The organism is Idiomarina sp. OT37-5b, assembly GCF_002968395.1.
In the GTDB taxonomy this organism is placed as follows: Bacteria; Pseudomonadota; Gammaproteobacteria; order Enterobacterales; family Alteromonadaceae; genus Idiomarina; species Idiomarina aquatica.
The window spans coordinates 623,607-645,473 of sequence record NZ_CP027188.1 but is presented as its reverse complement, the minus strand read 5'-3'; the positions used below and the strand labels follow the sequence as shown (position 1 = coordinate 645,473).

19 protein-coding genes and 1 tRNA gene are annotated in these 21,867 nt (G+C 53.4%); 5 read left to right on the top strand and 15 right to left on the bottom strand.

Annotated elements, in window-relative coordinates; genetic code table 11:
- Positions 1-42 precede the first annotated feature (42 nt).
- The 3 genes from C5610_RS02870 (at position 43) to C5610_RS02860 (ending at position 2,704) form a co-directional block, all read left to right on the top strand.
- Positions 43-912, top strand: a complete 870-nt coding sequence (locus C5610_RS02870) for a LysR family transcriptional regulator (protein WP_105305811.1) — start codon at positions 43-45, stop codon at positions 910-912.
- A gap of 78 nt (positions 913-990) precedes the next feature.
- Positions 991-1,467: an LPP20 family lipoprotein gene (locus tag C5610_RS02865; RefSeq protein WP_105305810.1), complete on the top strand. Its 477-nt coding sequence runs from the start codon at positions 991-993 to the stop codon at positions 1,465-1,467.
- A gap of 73 nt (positions 1,468-1,540) precedes the next feature.
- Positions 1,541-2,704 (top strand): flagella assembly protein FlgT, encoded by a 1,164-nt coding sequence (locus C5610_RS02860; protein ID WP_105305809.1) that lies wholly within the window; start codon positions 1,541-1,543, stop codon positions 2,702-2,704.
- Positions 2,705-2,712: 8 nt separating this feature from the next.
- On the opposite strand, the gene C5610_RS02855 is transcribed toward C5610_RS02860, so the two are convergent.
- The 12 genes from C5610_RS02855 to C5610_RS02800 all read right to left on the bottom strand — a co-directional run bounded on the left by C5610_RS02855 (position 2,713) and on the right by C5610_RS02800 (position 17,990).
- A tRNA-Arg gene (locus tag C5610_RS02855) sits at positions 2,713-2,789 on the bottom strand.
- 59 nt (positions 2,790-2,848) lie between these two features.
- Positions 2,849-4,855 (bottom strand): EAL domain-containing protein, encoded by a 2,007-nt coding sequence (locus C5610_RS02850; RefSeq protein ID WP_105305808.1) that lies wholly within the window; start codon positions 4,853-4,855, stop codon positions 2,849-2,851.
- Complete coding sequence (locus tag C5610_RS02845; RefSeq protein WP_105305807.1) at positions 4,845-6,521, bottom strand: sensor histidine kinase; 1,677 nt, start codon at positions 6,519-6,521, stop codon at positions 4,845-4,847. The genes C5610_RS02850 and C5610_RS02845 overlap by 11 nt, the downstream gene beginning before the upstream one ends.
- A complete protein-coding gene (locus tag C5610_RS02840) occupies positions 6,502-7,746 on the bottom strand; it encodes a sensor histidine kinase (protein ID WP_105305806.1) in 1,245 nt (414 codons plus the stop codon). The genes C5610_RS02845 and C5610_RS02840 overlap by 20 nt, the downstream gene beginning before the upstream one ends.
- Positions 7,743-8,564 carry an alpha/beta fold hydrolase gene (locus tag C5610_RS02835; RefSeq protein ID WP_105305805.1) on the bottom strand — a complete coding sequence of 274 codons (822 nt, stop codon included), beginning with the start codon at positions 8,562-8,564 and terminating at the stop codon, positions 7,743-7,745. The genes C5610_RS02840 and C5610_RS02835 overlap by 4 nt, the downstream gene beginning before the upstream one ends.
- A 103-nt stretch (positions 8,565-8,667) precedes the next feature.
- Positions 8,668-9,447, bottom strand: a complete 780-nt coding sequence (locus C5610_RS02830) for a sterol desaturase family protein (protein ID WP_105305804.1) — start codon at positions 9,445-9,447, stop codon at positions 8,668-8,670.
- 243 nt (positions 9,448-9,690) lie between these two features.
- Positions 9,691-10,311, bottom strand: coding sequence for a CDP-alcohol phosphatidyltransferase family protein (locus C5610_RS02825; RefSeq protein ID WP_105305803.1), 621 nt, complete (start codon positions 10,309-10,311; stop codon positions 9,691-9,693).
- Positions 10,304-10,948, bottom strand: coding sequence for an ATP-binding cassette domain-containing protein (locus C5610_RS02820; protein WP_105305802.1), 645 nt, complete (start codon positions 10,946-10,948; stop codon positions 10,304-10,306). Before C5610_RS02820 ends, C5610_RS02825 begins: the two co-directional genes overlap by 8 nt.
- Positions 10,935-12,524 carry an ABC transporter permease gene (locus C5610_RS02815; protein WP_105305801.1) on the bottom strand — a complete coding sequence of 530 codons (1,590 nt, stop codon included), beginning with the start codon at positions 12,522-12,524 and terminating at the stop codon, positions 10,935-10,937. Before C5610_RS02815 ends, C5610_RS02820 begins: the two co-directional genes overlap by 14 nt.
- Positions 12,503-13,576 carry an ABC transporter substrate-binding protein gene (locus C5610_RS02810; RefSeq protein ID WP_105305800.1) on the bottom strand — a complete coding sequence of 358 codons (1,074 nt, stop codon included), beginning with the start codon at positions 13,574-13,576 and terminating at the stop codon, positions 12,503-12,505. Before C5610_RS02810 ends, C5610_RS02815 begins: the two co-directional genes overlap by 22 nt.
- 1 nt (position 13,577) lies before the next feature.
- On the bottom strand, positions 13,578-15,719 hold the full coding sequence (gene lpdA / locus C5610_RS02805) for a dihydrolipoyl dehydrogenase (protein WP_105305799.1): 2,142 nt from the start codon (positions 15,717-15,719) through the stop codon (positions 13,578-13,580).
- A gap of 9 nt (positions 15,720-15,728) precedes the next feature.
- Positions 15,729-17,990, bottom strand: a complete 2,262-nt coding sequence (locus C5610_RS02800; RefSeq protein ID WP_105307683.1) for a TonB-dependent receptor — start codon at positions 17,988-17,990, stop codon at positions 15,729-15,731.
- A 308-nt stretch (positions 17,991-18,298) separates the two neighbouring features.
- On the opposite strand from C5610_RS02800, the gene C5610_RS02795 reads away from it, so the two are divergent.
- On the top strand, positions 18,299-18,838 hold the full coding sequence (locus C5610_RS02795; protein ID WP_105305798.1) for a carboxymuconolactone decarboxylase family protein: 540 nt from the start codon (positions 18,299-18,301) through the stop codon (positions 18,836-18,838).
- A 178-nt stretch (positions 18,839-19,016) separates the two neighbouring features.
- Entirely contained in the window at positions 19,017-19,829 is an 813-nt protein-coding gene (locus tag C5610_RS02790) for a DUF547 domain-containing protein (protein ID WP_105305797.1), read from the top strand.
- Positions 19,830-19,873: 44 nt separating this feature from the next.
- On the opposite strand, the gene C5610_RS02785 is transcribed toward C5610_RS02790, so the two are convergent.
- The 3 genes from C5610_RS02785 to C5610_RS02775 form a co-directional block, all read right to left on the bottom strand.
- Entirely contained in the window at positions 19,874-20,581 is a 708-nt protein-coding gene (locus C5610_RS02785; RefSeq protein WP_105305796.1) for a DUF1499 domain-containing protein, read from the bottom strand.
- A gap of 67 nt (positions 20,582-20,648) precedes the next feature.
- On the bottom strand, positions 20,649-21,230 hold the full coding sequence (locus C5610_RS02780) for a FlgO family outer membrane protein (protein ID WP_105305795.1): 582 nt from the start codon (positions 21,228-21,230) through the stop codon (positions 20,649-20,651).
- 10 nt (positions 21,231-21,240) lie between these two features.
- On the bottom strand, positions 21,241-21,798 hold the full coding sequence (locus tag C5610_RS02775) for a FlgO family outer membrane protein (RefSeq protein ID WP_105305794.1): 558 nt from the start codon (positions 21,796-21,798) through the stop codon (positions 21,241-21,243).
- Positions 21,799-21,867: the final 69 nt, after the last annotated feature.

Sequence of the window (21,867 nt, the reverse complement as noted above, 5' to 3'; positions counted from 1 at the left end):
ATATCGTTTTGTTCTTTTTTATAGAACAGTGAGTGAGCCCGGATGAATTACAAACACCTTTATTACTTTTGGCACGTGGCCGCCAGCGGTCATCTGACCCAGACCGCACAAAAGCTGCACGTGTCGCAGTCGGCGTTATCGTCACAAATTAAACAGCTGGAGGACTGGTTTGGCATGGCGTTGTTTGAACGCCGTGGCCGCCAGTTGGTGTTAACTCAGGCCGGCCATATTGCCAAGCAGCACGCCGACCGGATCTTCGCCGAAGGCGAGAGCTTAGTGAAACAGCTCAAAGAAGGTGCCTCTGATCAGCCGGCGATCATCCGTATTGGCCATGCCTCGACCATGTCGCGTAACTTTGTTGAAGCTTTTATTAATGATCTGGTTAGCCAAAAAGAGGTGCACTATCGGCTGCATTCGATGACCCCGGATCAGTTGTTTAATGAACTGGCCAATCACCAAATTGACATCGCGTTGGCCAACACCAATGTGCGAGGCAGTGACAAACAACTGTGGCAGAGTCGTTTGCTGGCACGTCAGCCGGTGTCGCTGATTGGGCCGCCGGGACGGGCGATAACCGAACTCAATTCACCGGCGCTGGTCAAGCAGCATTGGGTTTTACCACCGGAAAACCTGTCGCTGCGGCTGGCCTTTGACATGCTCAGCGCGGAATACAATTGGCAGCCGATTGTGCTGGCCGAAGCCGACGATATGGCCATGTTGCGATTGCTGACCCGCGATACCGGCGCGCTGGCAGTGATTCCGGACGTGGTGGTAAGGGATGAGCTTAACAGTGGCCAGCTAAGTCGTTATCTGCAGTTGCCGAATGTCTACGAGCAATTCTATGCCATCACCCTGAAACGGCCGTTTCAACACCCGATGGTGGTTCAGTTGTTACAGCAGTTCAGCCTTTAAAAGGTTAAAGATTTGCGCGCTGTGGCCGTTAAACAAAGTATCAAACGAGGTATCGGCATAATCCATAATGAGGTTGTCATGAAACACTTAGCGGTCACCTTTGCACTTGCGTCTGCTTTACTGCTGTCGGGCTGCAGCGCCTATTATAATCTGGCGTATGATCAGCAACACGTTGAGTGGGAAACCGAAACGCCGGATCAATTTCCGGTATTAACGGCGGTTGGTTATGCGCCGATTGACGAACAACCGGGAGACAGCCAGCAACATAAAGATTTGGCTGCGATGCGCGCGTCCAAACTGGCGGCTTATCGGGAACTGGCAGAACAGGTTTATGGGCAACGCATTGCCGGCGGCAGTTCGGTACAAAACTGGGCGCTGACCAACGATACGTTTCAGTCATCGGTTGATGGCGTGATTCGCGGTGCCGAAGTGGTTCGCACCTACACCGTCGGTGAATACTACGCCACCGAGCTGCGCTTGGACTTCGAAAAAGTTCATCGCATCTACCAAAGCACCAGCCGCCAGCAGAAAATTAAGCGCGTTGTGTACTATTAACACAGTGTCATGAATCCGACTGGAATGGTACTTGCATAACCGCCTAAACACGTAAACGCCAAGCAGGTAATGCATGAACTGGAAACTCATTCTTTTTTCACTGGTACTGTTGGTAGCCGTCAGCGCCGACGCCCGTGTGGTGGAAGCCCAGGGCAGCGCGCGCATTGTTAACGGTGACACCGATGCGGCGCGCGAACGCGCCATTGAAAATGCGCTGCAGCAGGCACTGCTCATGACCGGCAGTTCAATTTCCAGTGTCCAGTCCATTGTTGATGGCGTACTCAGCACCAATCAAACCCAGGTGTCGGCAACCGGTGACGTCGAACGCGTCAGTATTATCCGCGAGGAAGTCCAGGGTGATCGTCTGGTGGTGTTATTACAGGCAGAGATCTGGAATCGCGAAAACACCTGTCGCGGCGATAAATATAAGATTGCTCTGACCGTGGTTCCGTTCGAACTCAGTAATCGTGAACACGGTGCTTTTGGACAGATCTGGGAGTTGGGGAAAGTCAGCGCCGAGCGACTGACCCGGGAAATTTCCAGACGCAGCGATCGCATTTATGTCAGCCATACCTTGTCACGGAATACCGGCTTAACCAACGCTCTGCGCCAGCTTAACCTGGAGCAGTTAGGCGCCATGGCACGCGAGGTTGGCAAGGCAAACGACAGTCAGTATGTAGTGTTCGGACTGTTTGATGATTTATCCATGATTGAACAGCAGCGCGGCTGGGGTTTGTTTGACTCTGATTATCGCCGTAACTACGCACTGACCTTGTATTTGCTTAACGCCAGCAGCGGCGAACTGCTTACCCGGGCGCGGGTCAGCGACGTCGAAAGCTGGAATTATCAGCGTAATGAAACCGTTGATGTTGCCGCCAGCGAATTCTGGGATCGCCCGTTTGGCGCTGCACTTATGACCGGCATCGAAGATCTCGCCGCTGGCGTTCGTGAACAGTTACGTTGCAAACCGACTCGTGGTCGGGTGGTATGGCAACAGGATAACCAGGTGCAATTTAACTTAGGCTCACACCACGGCGTTCGCGTCGGCGATCAGCTAAAAATTATTCACCCGTCTAACTTTGTCGACAATGAAGGGATTTATCGGCAGAAATGGCAGGTCAGTGAGTTTACCGTAGAAGTCACCCAGGTTCAGCACAACACCGCGGTGGCCGAGCTGTCCGGCCCGGGCATTCTTACCAATGTCCAGGTCAACGATTGGGTTATACCGGCGGAATAACCGATAACTGGCGTTCCCGGCAGGAGTCGAACCTGCGACCTGCCGCTTAGGAGGCGGCTGCTCTATCCTACTGAGCTACGGGAACTTGCCGGCGCCGATTATGCCAAAAAGCCACGGCCTTGGGCAAGCTCGCGCCGCTCAACGTTATCCCTGCAACGCAGCTCTTACGGATTGGCGGATGGTTTCATCATCCCAGGGCTTGGTCAAAAAACGAAATACCTCACCCTCGTTCAGCGCCCGCGCCAGTGCCTCTTCGTCCTGATAAGCGGTCAACACAATACGTTGTGTGTTTGGATACATGGAACGAACATGGGTCAAAAACTCGACACCCTGCATCTGCGGCATACGGTGGTCGGAAATAACCACGTCCACGTTATGCTGGGCCAATAAATCAAACGCCTCATTGGCCGAGTTTGCGGTCAAAATATGATAGCCATCTCGCATCAGTAAGCGCCGCAAAGACTTATTCACGTTTTCCTCGTCGTCAACAATCATGACGGTCGCTTCTGAACTCGGCTCGTCGGTACTGATGGATGCCTGATACTGACTCAAAAACTTGTCCAGTTGCGGTTTAGGCATTGGCTTAGCCATCAAAAAGCCCTGCATGGCATCACAACCGCTGCGCCGCAAGTAATCCCGCTGGGCGGTGGTTTCCACACCTTCCGCCATCACTTCCAGTTGCAGGTGATGAGCCATTGAAATGATGCCTTCGGTAATGGCCGCGTCACGGCTGTCGTGAGTGAGTTCGGTGATAAAACTGCGATCTATCTTAACCCAGCTAACCGGCAGGTCTTTGAGGTAACTCAGGCTGGAGTATCCGGTACCAAAGTCGTCCAGCGCCAGTTTGACACCAAGCTGATTCAATTTCGCCAATTTCTCGCTGATCAGCTGTGGATATTCAACCAACACCGACTCCGTCATTTCGAGCACCAGGTGGCGCGCATCAAGGCCACTTTCACGCAATGCCTGCGCCACTTCGTCGACGAATTCATGGCGCAGTAGCTGGATTGCCGAGATATTAACCGATACCGTTGCCTTGTTTGGCATCTGTTGCTTCAATTGCACGAAATCCTTGCAGGCACGCCGCAAGATCCAGCGCCCCAGACGCACGATTTCACCGGTATTTTCGGCAATCTGGATAAACTCGGCCGGCGAAATCATGCCCATGGTGGGATGATTCCAGCGCACCAGAGATTCGACCCCGACCACGTCGTTATTATGCAGATCGAACTGCGGCTGATAGTGCAGTTCAAACTGCTTTTGCTCAATGCCGGACTGCAGTGCATTACGAATTTTTAGCGATTTTACCGTGCGGGTATCCAGTGATTGGTCAAACCATTGGTACTGATTACGACCCCGGCGCTTGGCCTCGAACATGGCCATATCGGCCTGGCGGATTAACTGCAGCGGATCTTCATCATAAAGCTCGGTGGTGGCGATACCGGCACTGGCGCTGATGTGTAGCTCGTTGCTGTCGAGTTCGAATGGCTCCGCTACCGACTGCAACATGCGCTCAGTCACCGCCGCGGCGTCACCGATATGCGACAGATCCGGCAATATCAATACAAACTCATCCCCGCCGAGACGGGCCAGCGTATCGCTCGGCCGAATGTAGGACCGCAGCCGTTCAACCACTTGCTTTAGCAGGCGATCGCCGAGTTCGTGGCCGAGCGTGTCGTTGATCGGTTTAAAGCCATCCAAATCAAAAAATACAACGGCCAATACCCCTTTATTACGTTGTCCGAACGAAAACGCCTGTTTCAGACGATCTTCCAGCAAACCGCGATTCGGCAGGCCGGTCAGACCATCATAATTGACCAGGTCCGACAATTGCTGTTGCAGCCCCTGCACGGCAGAAACATCCTCTAAATGCACCATCCGTACGGTATTGCCATGCCAGACGGTGGGAACGTTAAAATGTCGTACCGGCAATTGCTTGCCATTGGGTAATTCCAGCTGTCCGGTGTTACCCAGTAACGCGTCTTCAGTTAACTGCAGTGGCAGAATTTTGTCGCACAGTTCGCTGTCGGTTTGCTGCAGCAGTTTCTCAGCCGCCGGGTTCGCATACAGAATGCGTCGTTCCAGCGTCACCAGTAAGGCAGCTGTCGGCATATCTTCGAGTAACTGCAGTAGCAAGGTATCAGAAGTCATTTTTTGTCCCGTCGTTGGCCTGCTGCAGCAGGACCTTTATCACACAGCCCTGTTCTGCAGCGGTCTCTATCATCAGTTTTCCGTGATGTATGTCAACTATTTTTTCTGCCAGAGCCAGCCCCATGCCACTGCCTGGGATGCCCTCGGCATCGGCTTCATCACCGCGGTTAAAGGGTCTTAACATCCTTTTTAATTGCTGGTTTTTCATGCCCCTGCCGTTATCGGCAAAGCACCAGGCAACTTTACCGTTGCCGACAGACTGGGTGTAGACAGTGATTTTTAGTCGCCGCGTCGGCGATCTAAATTTGATCGCGTTACTGATGAGTTGTTTGGCCAGCTCATACAACAACCCGGCATCTCCCGTCGCGCTCTCGGCAACCTGTATGTCCAGATTTGCCCGCAAATGCTGCAGCCGCTCATGGTATTCCAGCGCCACCTGATGCGTGATTTCATTTAAGTCACAGCGTCTTTGTTGCGGTTGGTGATTGTCTAACAACGCATAAGCCTGGGTTTCCTGCAGCAAGCGCTGCCAGTGGCGAATACTGCTTTGCGTTTGTTGCAGTAGAGTGGTCGTCTGCGGATCCAGCTCGACATTGCTGTCGAATTGTTGCAGTTGTGTCAGCACCACCTGAACCGGTTCCTGTAAATGCTGATCAATAATGTATGCGAGACTGTCGCGGGACCTTAATGCACGGTCACGTTCCGCTTCGATCTGTGCATACTCTGTACGATCGTTCACGATCATTAACCAATGACCGTTGTAGCGTTTGATCAACAGCTCTACCGGTAATTTCACGCCGTCGCTTAACCAACTGCCGTGCCAGCGCATCGGCTTACGATCGGAGGGTTGTTGCTGCACTAGTTGCTGGCGTAAGACGTCCCAGTCGGCATCACTCAACCAGCAGTCGATACTGCGGCCGGGCAGACGACTATTCTGCGCCGCAATCCAGCGCTCCGCCAGCGCATTGCTGTTAACGATTTTTCCATCGCTCTGCACCACCAACGCCGCCAATGGCAAACTCATTAGACGATCATTCATCGCCACATCAGTGGCCCGACGCGAGTGCAGCAGCGTGACATAAGCCAACAACAGTTGTCGCATGATTTCAATCAGGCTAAGGCCGGCAAACGCCATCACCAGAAACACTCCGGGCAACGAGTCGTATAAGCCGTCACTCCCCTGCAACGGCTGGTTTACCACGTGTAGCCAGATAAATGCCAGCAATAACGCCAGCGTCAGGTAAACCCATAACCAGATGTTGTCCTGCTGATCCCTGTAGCCACTGTTCAGGTAAGGCAGCAACCAAAACCCCAGTGCCAGTTGTAGCGAAATAACGGCGCGGTAAATCAGCAAATCTGAGCTTAATCCTTGGTACAAAAACGCAGCGCATGCAACCGCACTGATTAGCGCCAGACCTCGCCAGAACCAGCGTCGCATCGCCGTTAATCGTATCCGCAACCGCGAACTGAGCAGCAGCGCCCATCCCAATACCGCCAGCAGCAGCGTTAGCAAACCGTCAGTCAGGGATAAGCGGCTGGATACACTGAACAAGTTCAGGGTCAGCCCAAAACTTAACAAGCCGCCCCAGACCGAACAGAGACAGGTTAGTGCAAACCAGTAACCGCGTGCGACGATGTTTATGCCGTTATTCGAGTTGTTTGCCATGATTACACTCCTGTGCCAACGGGAACCACACGCCAATGCATGTTCCCTTACCGACGTCACTGTCGATGGTTAATTTACCCAAGTGTCTGCGTACGATGTTATAAACCAGTGCCAGACCGAGACCCGTGCCCTCGCCTTCGGGCTTGGTGGTATAAAATGGTTCCAGCGCGCGCTTGCGGGTTTCTTCACTCATGCCCTCGCCATTATCGGCTACTTCGATGTAAACAAATTGCTCGACGACACCGGTACGGATCGTGATCTGCCCAAATCGATTGATTGCTTGCAGCGCATTCACCAGCAGATTCATCATCACCTGATTAAACTGAGCCGGATCGCAGGCAATATTGAGCGGACTGCCATTAAAGTCCCGTTGGATACGGGCTTTGTTTTTAATCTCATTATGCAGCACCCGCAAGGTGGTATTGATCTGTTCGTGCACATTGCATTGCTCGACGTTACCGGGCGCCCGCGCGAACTGCGTCAGCGCTGAGGTGATTGAGGTGATGTGCGCGACGCCCTGCTGACTTTCCTGCAGCAAATCCAGTAAATCAGCCGCAATAAACTCGAAATTTTCCTGTTGCAGTCGTTGCTTTAACAGACCCTCAGCGTTATCCGTTAGTACCTTGAGCAGTTTTTCCACATAATGACTGAGGCTGTTCAAGTTGGACTGTATGTAACCGACCGGGTTGTTGATTTCGTGGGCAATACCCGCTGACAGTTGCCCAAGCGCCGCCAGCTTCTCCGTTTGTAGCAGTTCATAATTGGTGTTTTCGAGCTTTTCCAGTAGCGCTTTTTGCTTGTTACGTTCATTCCGTAAGTGCTGCTCCCGCCGGCTCAGTTCCCGGTTCAGGCTTTCGGTGTATTTGCGTTCCTGGATCAATTGCTGTTGCAGCGCCAGATGTTGATCGGCCTGCATCAGTATCAGTAATGCGGTGTCGTTATCCTGCGGGTGTGCTGACACAATAAACGGCCGACAGCCTTGAGCTGTGTTCAAATATAAGGTTTGTTGTTCGCAGTTCTGGCGCTGACGTAGCTTGATGTCGATGGCGGATAAGTAGTAAAGGCGCGAGGCCGCGGTTAGAACATTGTCCAGACTGGTATTGATGAGTTGCTCTGGTGTACGTTTCAGCAACGCCGCAAACTCGGGACTCAGCTCATGCATGATGCGCCCGTCCAGCGCTATCCGCACGGCCAAACCAGGCCAGTCGGTCAAGTAATCGGTCATAAGGGCACCGTAGCCTGGTTGAGCACTCGTTCGATTTGCGCAATCACCTGGGCCGGTGCGCTGACATGCGGGTAATGTCCCCTGGCATCTATCACCGTCAGCTCGGCCTTAGGCAACTGAGCCACGGTGTACTCCGCCACCCGTTGCGGTACCACGATGTCTTTATTGGCCTGAACCACGGTTACCGGGCAATCAACCTGCGCCAGTTCGGCGCGCACATCGGAATAAAAGGTCGCCCGCGCAAACGCCCGTACTATGCGCTGTTCACCGGCGCTAAACTGACGCGTCAGCTGTTCGGTCAGATCACGGCGTTCCGGGTTTTCCATCACTTGCGGTGCTAAACCCTGCGCCCAGGCAAAAAAGTTTTGTTCCATCATGACCATCAGTTGATCAACGTCCTCGCGGTCGAAGCCGCTTTGATAATGCGGTTTATCGTGAAGATAACGTGGTGACGGGTTAAGCATGACGATGTGGTTAAGCCGTTGCCGAATGGCCGGATAGGCAAGGGTTGCGATACTGCCGCTGACCGAGTGGGCAACCAGGATCAGGTGCTCGGATTCGAGACTGTTAACGACGTCGACTAAATCCTGCGCATAGCCGCTGAGCGACTGATAACGCTGTTCATCGTATTGGCTCAGGTCAGAATCACCGCTGCCGACGTAATCAAAGGTCACCACCGTAGCGCGGTCATGAAATGCAGGCGCAACCTGATGCCAGATGCTCTGATCGCAGCCAAAGCCGTGCGCAAACAGCAGCGTCGGCGACCCGGTTCCGATGACTTTTACGTTATTCCTTAACCGTACCGCTTTATCTTCCATGCTAAACGACTCATATTGTTAACATTTCGTTTACGAGTCTTACCATAAAGCATAAAAAATAGAAAGTCCGACCAGCCTATTTATACGGGGTGCGGCAACGCCATTATTTAAAAGGAATCCGTAAAAGCCCCCACAAACGCGTGGTCAAGTTACCGTCCCGATAGTGTTCGAGGCCGATGTCGATGTGGTCAGAACCGGCGCTGGGCTGGTCGGTATAGCTGTTAAACAGGTGATCCCACCAGCTCACGCTAAAGCCATAATTGGAGTTGGTTTCCTGCTTTACGCTGCTGTGGTGGATGCGATGCAATTCCTGCGTAATTAAGACTTTTCTTACCCGCGCTTCCCATTTCGGTGGCAACGCCACATTGCCGTGGTTAAACAGGGAACAGGCATTCAGCACCACTTCGAATACGATAATAGCCAATATCGGCGCGCCGAGGGCAACGGCAGCCGCCGCTTTGATGCCGAGACTGAGGAGGATCTCAAGCGGATGAAAACGCAGGCCGGTGGTGACGTCAAAGTCAGGATCGGCGTGATGCACCCGGTGCAAACGCCATAAAATGGGAATGCGGTGAAAAGCGCGGTGCTGCCAGTAAATGACGATATCGAAAAGCAAGAAGCTGAGTACTACTTCCAGCCAGAGCGGCCAGCTAACGACGTTAAACAAGCCCACGCCCTGCTGTTGTGCCCATACCGCCGCGCCGACGACCCCTGCGGGTACCGCCAGACGCGCGATCAGTGTATCAATGGCAACAATGCCGAGGTTCGCCGGCCAGCGCTGCCAACGGGTATAGCGTGACTGTCGCTTCGGCCGCCACAACTCCCAGCCGATCATCAACGCCAGCACCGTCACAAAAATCGTCAGTCGAACTATCGTTTCCATTAACCCCTTTTAACCCTTTAACCCTTTAACCCTTTAACCCTTTAACCCTTTAACCGCAGAGAGCACAGAGAGCGCGGAGGTTTTTTTATTGTAAAACCACCAGCCCCTCTCATGATATCAACCGCGGTGGTGACAACAGGCACACAGCATCAACCCAACAAAAAAACCAACCCATTGGGTTTTCCATTAAAAGTCTTTTCTCTGCGGTTCTCAGCGCCCTCAGCGGTGAAAAACCTCTGCAGCTTAATGTTTATCCATCATTTTCAATGTTCGGTAGCCGCTCCACAAGCGTGTGATGGCGGTTATCCAGCAAGCCGCGGCGAACACGTAGGCAAGCGTTGCGAAGTGCTGCGGCCATACGCAAAAGGCAATGAAGGCGACGATGGTTTCGAAGCCTTCGGTTAATCCGCCCATATAATGCAGCGACTTGTTTGGGTAGCTGACATTATCAATGCCGCGCTTGGCAGCGACACCGGCAAACGCCAGAAAGGTCGACCCGGTACCGGTAAAGGTTAGCATCAGCACCCCGGCAGCGATGGCATTTTGCGATACGTCCGCGATTAAAAAGCCCAGTACCACGGCGTTGTAAAAAATAAAATCCAGCACGATGTCCAGATAGCCACCGGCATCGGTGAGTCTTGTCTGTCGTGCCACCGCACCGTCCAACCCATCGGCGAGCCGGTTCAGCAGAATTAACAACAGCGCCAGCGTGTAGTACTCCCAGGCCAGTGCCGGCAACGCCAGCAAACCGACAAAAAATCCGCCCAGGGTGACCTGATCAGCATTGATGTTACGGCGGATAAGCCAGCCGGCGGGCGCATGCAGCAACTGCCTCGTTACCGGTGTCAGCAGCGGATCAATCATTGTGTTTCCCCAGTTCAAGCAACGGGCCGTCACCGTGATCGGCCGGGTCGTGTGTGACTAATACCGCAGCGATATTACGGGCCTTTATTTGCGCAAAGGTCCAGTCACGAATTTGTTGACGCAGTTGGGTATCCAGCGCCGAAAAAGGTTCATCCAGCAAAATCGCACGCGGCTCGGCCAGTAACGAGCGCACCAGCGCGATGCGCGCTTGTTCTCCACCGCTGAGTTCGGCTGGCATCGCCTCAGCTTTGCTCTGTAGCCCGACCGCATCGAGCGCGTGTGCGGCGCGTTGCAGTTGCTCACTGCGGCTTGCGCGTGGGAGCGCAAACATCAGGTTTTGCAGCACGCTAAGGTGCGGAAATAAGTCGCCCTTTTGATACATGAGTCCGATACGTCGCCGCTCAATGGGATACTCATCAATACGTTGTTGGCCCAGCCAAAGTTCGCCGTTGGCGTCGAAATCGGTTAATGGTTCGCCCAATATCCAGCGCAACACGGTGCTTTTACCACTGCCGCTGGGGCCGATGAGCGTGGCGATTTCGCCGGGCTCAACGTCGAGCCGGTCAATGCTGACCAACGGTTGCTGGCGACGAGTAATCATCAGCGAACGTATTCGTAAGGCATCAGTAACTGACATCGGTACCTCGTTGTCGGGTTTGCATGAACATCACCAGCGATAACACCAGCAGCGGCAACAGCGCCTGCATCAGCGCGTACAACGAAGCCAGCCGCCAGTCGCCGCCGGACGCAATGCTGACCGCTTCGGTGGTTAAGGTTGGCACGGTGCCGCCGGCCAGCCACAGTGTCGGCAGGTATTGCGCAATACTCACCGAAAAGGCGATGGCAAACGCGGTTAATAACGGTCCGCGCATCATCCCGGGCACCAGTGTAAACCAGGCTCGGCGGTAGCTGTAGCCTAAACTTTGTGCCTGATAAAGCCAGCGTTGACTCAGGTTGACCCAAGCGCCGTGCAGAACCAGATAGGCGTAAGGGAAGCCGAACGCGACATGCGCCCACAGCAACAGCGGACCCTCCGAACCCTGCCCCAGCAGGCGTTGCCAGCCCAGCACCAGTACCAGTTGTGGTAGCAGCAACAGCAGTAGCGGTACGACGTTGAGCTGCCGTTGTCCGCGTTGCCGCTGATGCTCAAGTACCGCAACCGCAGCGGCAACGGATAACAGCCCGGTCAGCAACGCCAGCCAGAATGTGTCCCACAGTAACGGCGCCAGATAGGGCCATTCTGTCAACCAACGTTGCGGTTGCCATTGTTGTGGCAACAGCGCCGGATAGAACCAACTGCCGGCCAGGCTATGCAGCAACAGTGCCAGTACCACCAATAACGACACTATCACCAGCGTCGGGGTGATCAGGCGACCACCGCCGGCCAGTAGCCGGCGCCAGCGCGAAGCCGTGGTTTTCACCAGACCTTGCCGGGCGCGGTCCGCCAGTCGCTGATAGCCGTTTACCGTAACCGTCGCCGCCAGCAGCAACACCGCACCGGCCAGGATCAATAGCCATACGCCGATGGCCGCCGCTTCCGTATCCGCCCATTGGTAATGTTGTTCAAACGCAACCACCGCGAGTAAGCCCGGCGCGTTAGGCCCCAGCAACAAAGGGATATCAACCACCGAAACGGTATAAATAATGATCGCCGCCAGCGGCAGCTTTAGCCGTTGCAACAGCTCAGGAACAATCAGCCACCACCAGGCTCGGGTTGCCGACCAGCCCAGACTCTGAGCCTGCAGCAACCAGCGTTGTAGCGGCAACTGTTTACGCTGGGTGGCGATCATCAAGAGCAGAAAGGGCAGTTCTTTCAGCACCAGCACGACGGTTAGCGTGAGCAGTGACTTTTCCGGCAAGGGCCAGCCGTTTGCCGGCACCGGTAGCCAACCACTCAGGGCATCAATAACACGCACCAGGTAACCACTGGGACTGAACAAAAACATCACACCAACCGCGAAAGCAACATGCGGAGTCGCCAGTAACACACTCAGTGCACTGAACCATCGGCTTGTTGCCAACGTCCGCGCCGCCGACAGGCTCAGCCAGGTCACCACCAAGGTACTCAGTAACGTCACCAACAACGTTTGCATCAGCGCCTTCAGCCACGGCGCCAGTGTCATCGCGGACGGCCACTGCAGTGCCGGCAACGCCGCCAGCAACGGTAACCCGACCAGCAGCAGTAGTACCGTTATTGAAAGCGCTCTGACCACGCCTGCTCCAGATACGCTTGCCAGCTGGCATGAAAATCGGCCGCCACCGGTAACCGCTCGGTTTCGTCATCAGCGCTCAAACGGATTACCGCCGGATCGCCCCAGCCGTCGAGTTGCGCCTTACGACGCTGCGCTTTCTCGCTCAGCAGAAAATTAATGACTTGAGTTGCAGCCGGTTTCGCTTTCGCCGTTGTCGGCACCGCCAGGTAATGATGGTTGGTTATGGCAGCCTCACCGAGTATCACCCGCTGCGTTTGCGCCGGAATCCGGCCTTGATTCACCAGCGTCTGAACGTCGTTCGGGTTAAAGCTTACAGCAATATGTAAGACACCATTAGCAAACCAGTTTTGCATTTCAGCGGCCGAAGCAGGGAAGTTTTCACCCTGTTGCCATAACAAGGGGTGCAATCGCTCGAGATAATTCCAGAGCGGTCGGGTTAAAGCATCGGCATCGACCTCAGTCACCGGTTGCTGGAACGGCTCATGGTTTTCGCTCAGCGACAGCAATAACGCTTTTAGAAACGTGGTACCGTGAAACTCCGGAGGCTTTGGATAACTGATGGTGCCGGGATGTTGCTCAGCGTACAGCAGCAATTGTTCGGCCGATACGGCATCGCCGATAAGGCACTCGTTGCAGCTCAACAGATAGAATTGCCCAAGTCCCCAGGGTACTTCCAAGCCGTCAACCGGCTCACCGAAGTCTGTGCGCCAGTTCAGTTCATTGCTCACCTGACTTAGATTGCTGACCTTATCAGCGACTGGGTAAAGCTTCCCTGCGGCCTTTAAAGCGTGAAAATTTTCACCATTAATCCACAACAAATCGGCATTGCTACGACCATCCGTCAGTTGTTTTACCACCTCGGCAATGTCAGCGACTTTGACATGACGCAGCTCGATATCCTGCCGACGCAACTCGCTTGCAGCCCAGCGCAAATAGTCATTGACCGCCGGGTTACCGCCCCAGGCGTAAAAATACACGGTTTGCGTCTGTGCCAGACTGACGGCGGGCAACAGGCTCGCAATAACGATCAAACACAATAACCAACCTCTCATGTTAGCTCCGGCGCCAGCGATGAAATTTTTCGACCCAGTTCAGCACCCGCTGCGGGGCATGCGCACGTTTCCACTCGCCGGCCACGTATTTATTGGCTTCGGCCAGGGTTGGGTAACTGTGAATGGTACCCAAAATTTTGTTCAAACCAATGCCGTGTTTCATGGCCAGTACGTATTCTGCCAACAACTCCCCGGCATAAGGTCCGACAATATTCACGCCCAAAATCTTATCCTTGCCCGGCACGGTCAACACCTTAACACGACCGTAGGCACTGTCATCGGCAATCGCCCGATCCAGCTCACCGATGTCATAAGTCGTCACTTCATATTGTTTATTGTGTTGTTGCGCTTGCTGTTCGGTCAGCCCAACGTTCGCCACCTGCGGCGAGGTGTACGTTACCCAGGGGATGACCGAATAATCAACACGAAAGGTCTTAAACGGGTCAAACAACGCATTTACCGCAGCATACCAGGCCTGATGTGACGCCACATGGGTAAATTGATAGGGACCAACCACATCGCCACAGGCGTAAATGTTTGGGTAATTGGTTTGCAGCAACTCGTTGGTGTTAATGGTACGGTCGGTTTCAACGCCCAACGCTTCCAGGCCAAAACCGCTAACATTGGCCTGACGGCCCAGTGCTATCAACACTCGGTCGAACGGTATCCGCTGTTCTTTACCGTTGTATTCGGCCACCAATACATGTTCGCCGTCGTGCTGTTCAAAGCGCTTGCCTTTGTGACCGGTTTTTAAGTCAATACCATCCCTTTGTAGCTGCTGAGCTAACAATTCGGCCGAGTCCTGATCCTCTTGGCTTAAAATACGATCCGCCATCTCCACTAGGGTGACCTGTGAGCCGAGCCGCTGAAAGGCCTGCGACAGTTCGCAGCCAATCGGCCCACCACCCAGCACCAGCAATCGCTTAGGCAATTCCTGCAACGACCACACATTATCGGAAGTCAGGTAATCGACATTATCCAGTCCTTCAAATTGCGGGATTAACGGGCGCGCCCCGGTCGCAACCACGATAGCGCGGGTGGTTATGGTTTTCGTCTCGCCATTTTGGGTTATTTCGACTTCCCATGGCGATACGATGCGCGCATTGCCGAGTTCGACATTAACACCGAGTTTTTCGTAGCGCTCGACCGAATCATGGGGCTCGATTTTACCGATAACATCTTGTACCTGTTGCATCACTTGCTTAACGTCAACCTGCACATTATCAGCCTTGACCCCAAGATGTTCGCTGTTACGGGTTTGCTGGGCGACATTAGCGACATGCAGCAGCGCTTTCGACGGCACGCAACCAGTATTCAGACAGTCGCCGCCCATTTTGTCGCGCTCGATAAGCGTGACTTTGGCTTTCACCGCCGCCGCTATGTAAGCACTGACTAACCCGGCAGACCCAGCACCAATAACGACCATATTGTTATCGAACGATTTCGGCTTGTGGTAGCCTTTAAATGCCTTCCGCCGCTTGACGATGCTTAGAATAAACTTAGCGACAATTGGCATAATACCGAGCAATACAAAGGCACCGATAAGGTCCGCCGACACGACATCCCCCAGGCTATTGATCTGCGCCAACTGAGTGCCGGCATTAATGTAAACGGCCGCGCCCAGCAACATGCCCACCTGGCTCACCCAATAGTAGGTCCAGGCTTTAATCGGCGTGAGCCCCATGACGAGGTTGATGACAAAAAACGGGAATAGAGGGACCAGCCGTAAACTCAACAGGTAAAACGCACCATCACGCTCGATACCGCGATTGATCGCCTCCAGCCGCTCGCCAAATTTAGCCTGTACCCAATCACGCAAAATAAAACGCGCACTTAAAAACGATAAAAAGGCGCCAAAGGAGGCAGCAAAACTTGCCAACAGCAGACCCCAGCCAAACCCAAATATTGCGCCAGCACCTAATGTTAATACCGTCGCACCGGGCAGCGAAAGTGCCGTAGAAATAACGTAAATCGCAAAATAAATCGCAAAGGTTGCGAAAGGGTTCTGGGCAAACAACGAATTAAGCTGCTGTTGCTGCTCTTTCAATACGTCCAAAGACAAATACTGTGTCAGATCAAACACAAATGCACTGATAAACAGCGCGACGATCAGCAGTAATAACAACAGCTTTTTAAATGACATAAACTAACCTCAAAATGCGTAACGCACACTTAACTGAGCGTGCACGGGCTGCGATGGAAACGCCAGCGTGGCGCCAAAGTAGCCGCCCTCGAATACCGGTGACCAGTTATCCTGATCGGTGGCATTAAATACATCCAGCCGAGCGGTCAGTTGCGGCGTCACACGGTATTGTGTGTGCACATTGAGAGTATGCTGGTCGCGGATAAACACCGTTTGCAGAAAATCCAGCGGAAAGTGCTTGGTGTAGCTTAAATCACCGCCCACCGACCAATTTTCCGTGACCGACCAGCCCGCCACAAGTGACGCCTGCACCTCTGGAATACCCTGCAATTGTTGAGTCGATGCCGGGAACAAGGTGAAATTTGGTGAGCCCACACCGGTGCCCTCGATAATATCCGGGCGTGAATCGTCAAAGGCATCAGCCACCTGTCGTGTCCCCTGTGACGACGCTGAATTATCCCAGTAGGCATCGATATAGCTTGCGGCCAATGTTACCCAATACGAGTCCGCGGCAAAATGCCATTGGCCTTCGATACCTTCGGTACGAATACCGCTATTGGAACCGTCACGATTACGCAGGCTGCGGCTTTGGTCAAACAGCGTTGCATCGGCATACCAGCGAGCATCGGATGGCGCGTACTTCAAACCAATTTCGTACAATTCGTTTTCGGTGGCAAAGTTCTGTTCATCAATGACACCGGCAGCATTGAGCACGGTGCCGCCGGCCATAGAATTGGAAGTCGAATCACTTTTATAGGCGGTGGCATACAGGGTTAAATCCGGCGTCCAGTCATACTGTGTCGATAAACTTAATGCCGATAGCCAGTCACTGTAACTGTCGCTTTTCGCCGCCACCCCGGCAGGCGCCAGCGGATCTTCAGCTTCCACGTCATAATAATCGGCGCGCACACCGGCAGTCACTCGCCAACGTTCGCTAAGGGCTTGCTCGTGCTGGGCAAACACGCCCCATTGATAGCTGGTCGAGTCGGTGGTATCCGACAGGTTAAAATCGCCGACACCGTCACCGTCTACATCATACTGCGCCCCCGGCGAGACAAACACTCCCGGCCGCAACTCGATTAAGCGTGCTTGCTGCGCGTCGGTCAGCGGAATACGGCGGTTGCTTAATGGCCCGGTCAAATCGATCGGATTGTCGGCTTCGGTGGTGAATTGACTGTAACCCAGCACATCGTTGACGCGTAAATTAGCGCCGACAACAGTGTTGTTATTAATGTGCAGTTCGGTGCGGTTTTCAAAGGTATGTGCCGCATCGATGATCTCGACAAAGCTGTTCTGATTAATGCCTTCGCGCGTTAAATATTGATAATAAGTGCGGTTTACCAGCACCAGATCGTCGCTGAAATAATGTTGTAATTTTGCGTGCAACAAAGTGGTTTCAGCGGTATTGGTATCCAGTGGATCGGTCAGTGTGTTGCTGCGATCAATGCGTACTTCGCCAGTTGGAGTGATCACGGCTCCCGCTCCTGGCACGGTTGACCCGTTCGGTTGCACGCCTTGACCTGTAATGTATAGGTTATTATCGATTAACCCTTGGGTTGGCCGGTTAATACCCGCGTTGTCGGTCCAGGCAACATCATAGTATTCCAATGCCACATCTAACTGGGTGTCGTTATTAGGCTGCCACTGGTAAGCCACCAGCAAATCATCGCTGCGATGATGATGGTAATCATAAAAACTGTCTTCATCGATGTACTCGGCGCTTACCCGCAGAGCCTGCTCGTCGCTTTTTAACACCGCGTTGTGGTCGAGCTGTAAGCGGTACTGACTCCACTGACCCCACTCTCCGGCCAGTCGGCTGTGTTGACGGTTGACGTTAGCGGTTTTCGGCTGCAGATTAACAAAACCACCAACCCGCTGGGTGGTGCCGAGCATCACCGGCGGCGCGCCTTTTACCACAGCAATCCCTTCAATGGCATTAAACGACATAGGAATGCCCAGGCCATTATTACCGGCCTGACGACGCATGCCGGCTTCAAACAGTTCACCCAACTGACCCCGTAATGTTGGCAGTGACGGGTTGCCAAAACCGGCGGCGGCGTAGCTGTTCGGCGCAAAGCGCGCAATATCGTGTAAATCGTCGATGGCCGCTTCCTGCATCAATGACGCATTGATGACGGTCGCAGCACGGGGAATGTCTTTCAGGCTCTCGGCCAGACCAAACAGCCCTTCAGTCTCGTCTTCTGAGGGTAACAACAACCGCTCGCTGTCACGCCCCATCACTTCAATCACTTCCATCGGCTCTTGCGCCATAACCGGGGCTACCAGCGGGATGGTTGTTAAGGCAAAAATAATCGTTTTCTTCACTTCACTATCCTATCGATTGATCCTGGTTTGGGCGCTTCGCGCGCCGAAGGCAGCGAGCTACACCGCGCGAAGCGCCTAAACCGCGAGTGCGTAGCACGAGCCTACACCGCGCAAAGCGCCTATACCGCAAAGCCTACATCGTCATTGGTTTACGTAACTCATTGGTATTTTGGATGTTGATTATCGTTCAAGAGAACAAAATTGTATGTCATTGCGTATGCTTTGAATACATACTCTATTTTACAGGAGGCTCCATGGCCGACTTTAAACTGCATGACCAAACATCAGCTCCCGAAGAGAGCAAACCACTGTTACAGGACTCTGAGAAATCTTTCGGCATGATCCCGAATCTGCATGCGGTGATGGCAGAAGCGCCAGGGCTATTAAAAGCCTATCAGACAACTCACGAACTGTTTGCTAACAGCAGCTTCGATGAAAACGAACTAACTGTGGTGTGGCAAACCATTAACGTTTACCACAGCTGCCATTATTGCGTACCGGCTCATACGGCCATTGCCAAGCAGATGGGTGCGGATGACTCGATTACGCGGCAGTTGAAAAATGGCGAAACGCTTGACGACTCAAAATTACAAGCACTGCGTATTTTTACCGAGGCGGTACTGGAAAAACGTGGTCAGGTGGAGGAAACCGACGTACGCCCATTTTTTGATGCAGGCTACGGCAACCGCCACGTGTTGGAGGTTATTTTGGGGATTGCGCAAAAAACCATGAGCAACTACACCAATGCCATCGCGCAAACGCCAATTGATGAGCCGTTTCAGAAGTTCAAATAGGCTCGCTACGCTCGCGGTATGGGCTCGTGCTTCGCACTCGCGGGTTTGGGGGGCATGCTGCAAAGCCACACCGGCCGCAGGCCCTATCCCCTCGCGCCGAAGGCAGCGAGCTACACCGCGCGAAGCGCCCAAACCGCGAGGCTGTACAGAACCATCCCGACCGGAGATGCTAATTTCTATGCGCTACCTACTACTCATTCTTATTCTGGTGACGCCCAGTACACTAAGCCAAACCTTTGATCTCCAGCATCAGCGCTTTACTGAGGTGTTGCAGCAGCATGTGGTGGTTTATAATGAAGGCCTGAAGTCTGCGGTCGACTACGCCACTTTGGCATCAGCACCCGAACCATTAAACAGCTACCTGAGAATGCTGTCAGCAGTAACAGAGAAACAATATCAACAGTGGAGCGACAGCCAGCAATTAGCCTTTTTAATCAACGCCTATAACGCCTTTACCCTACAGCTAATTATCGAAAACTTTCATACGTTTAAATCCGGCAATGCTGAATCCATCAGGGATTTAGGGGGCTTTTTTACCAGCCCCTGGGAACAGGAATTCTTCACCTTATTGGGCGAGAAACGCACGCTGGATTGGCTAGAACACGAAAAGATACGTGTCGACTTTGACGAGCCGCGCATTCATGCGGCACTTGTTTGTGCCGCCGTCAGTTGTCCCAAACTGCGAGCAGAGGCGTTTGTTGGCGACAAACTTGAGCAGCAGCTCGACGACCAAATGGTGTCGTTTTTACGCGATCGCAACAAAAACGGCATCGACGACCGGGGTCTGTATTTATCGAAGATCTTTGACTGGTATGCTGAGGACTTTAAGCAAGTCAACGAGGCAAGCGTTCGTGAGTATATGCGCCAATATGCACAGGCTTTAGCGGATAACGAAGAGCAGCGTCAGCGCTTAACAGAAACCGATATTGCCATCCGCTACACCGACTACAACTGGAATTTAAACAGTAGGTCGCGCTTACAGCGCGACTGAGAAGTGAGGCTCGTGCCAGAGGCACGAGCTACAGCGGGCACGAGCTACAATGCGGCTAAGAACTCACGGATGCGTTCGGCGTTTTTACCGACGTCGCTGCGACCGACGCGGGACTTACTGCGGATATCCAAATGGGTCTGGCCGTCTACCGACTCGATACGGATGACCACGTCGTCTTTAAAGCCAAACCAGGTGGTGGTGTCGGTTGCTTCAATACGGCCTTCGTCTTCGTTGGCTTCAACAATTTCCCAGCCCATGTCGTTGGCCGCCTGCAGAGCTTTGGCAAACACCGCGTTAACGTCTTCAGCGGTGGTATAGGTCTGCAGATCCGGGTAGGCTTCACGTTGCTGCTTTGCCGTTTCCTCGCCGGCATATTCTACCGGGTTTGGTGCATCCGCACGCAATGGCGCAATGGCCTCAAATTGCGGAGGGTTAACCAAGTCGGTCGAAATATCATGGATGGGCGGTACCGATGTGGCCGTTTGGTATTGGCTGAACGGCAGGTAAAACGCAATCGCTGCGGCAATGACGGAAAGCACCGAAGCACCGGCTCGAGCACCGGCCGGGCGACGAAAAATAAAAAACAGAACATTAATGACGACGGTGGCGGCTGCCACGTAAGCCGCATACCGCAACAACAAGAAAGCGGTTCCTAAACTGATCAACTCAGACTGATAAAGAGGCCCGGACACAGCCAGCACAATGACGGACAAAAAGCCCAGCAGGATAAACAAGTTTTGCAACGTTTTCATAGCGTACCTATTGTTGTAATGTGTTGTTATTCAACAGTATAGGTACGCTTAATTGATAAAGCGAGATCTACGGTGCTTTACGAATAATGGCCTTTTCGCCCTGTTCACTCAATTGTCGCACCACCTGCTGCGGCACAAAGGTCTGTGCCACGCTTACCACGTCTTTGCTGTTAATATCCACCAGTCGCGCGGTAACCATCACACCGGCACGGTGTTGAGCCCAGGTACCCACCACCACATGGGTAACCGGTAAAATTTCATCAATTTCCAGGTAATCGCGGGTTAAGGCAAAGTCGCCATCGGCGGTTACCCGAATAAAGTCGGTGGTTTTAAAGTCCAGTAACGGCATTTCCTGACGATGCATTTCGGTCATCAACTGCTGAGCCAGGGTTTGCGCAAAGGGTGTTCCTTCGTTGTAATCAGACGTCACGTTACTGAAGGTGGTAACGCCAATGGTGGCCGCCGATAAATCTGCGTTAGCATGGTGTACAAGTTGCTGAGCGATATCACTGGCGTATTGCGAGCTGCCCGGTTGTTGATACGGCTTTTCGTAGCTGGACAAGCGCGCTTTGGCATCCGGCTTCGGCAGCACCGTACATCCGCCCAACACCAGCGCGCTGATCAAACCGATGCAGAGGTAGTGTTTCATCGCGGTCCCCTTAAAAATTACGTTGCAGTTTGCCGCCAACCATCTCGCTACGGCGGTTATCGGCATACAAGTGCTTAGGTACAAAGCGATTGGCTGAGGCCAGCACCTGCTGTGATGTGCGGTCGATAACCCGCAGGTTAACGATGACACCCCCCTGCTCCGGCGCCATCGTACCCACCAGCACCCAGTCCAGTAACGGTTGCTGATTGAGTCGTTGCGGATCGCGGGTCAATAATGTGGCGCCCTGCTTGGACAAACTCACATAATCCTGAGCCCGATAGTCGATTAAGCGCACGTTACGTTCCTGCAGGTGAGTGTACAGGCTTTCACTCAGCTGATGACTAAGGCCTGTGACTGAATCGTGCGGATGCGGCAGCGCCAGCGAGTCCGCCATCACCCAGCGCGTCAATCCCAATTGTGAAAAGCCGTCATCGGCTCCCTGGCGCTTTAATTGCACCACCAGTTGCTCCGCTAAATCATCGGCCACGCCCTCGTAGGTGTTGGCTTTATGAGCCGCTACCAAAGGGCTCAACACCAATGTCAGCAGCAATAAACCCGCGCGTAACATAAAACTTCTCCGCTAATGCCTTGTTACGCTGTTATCGGCCGTCGAGGTAAATAATTGAGGGGAATTTTT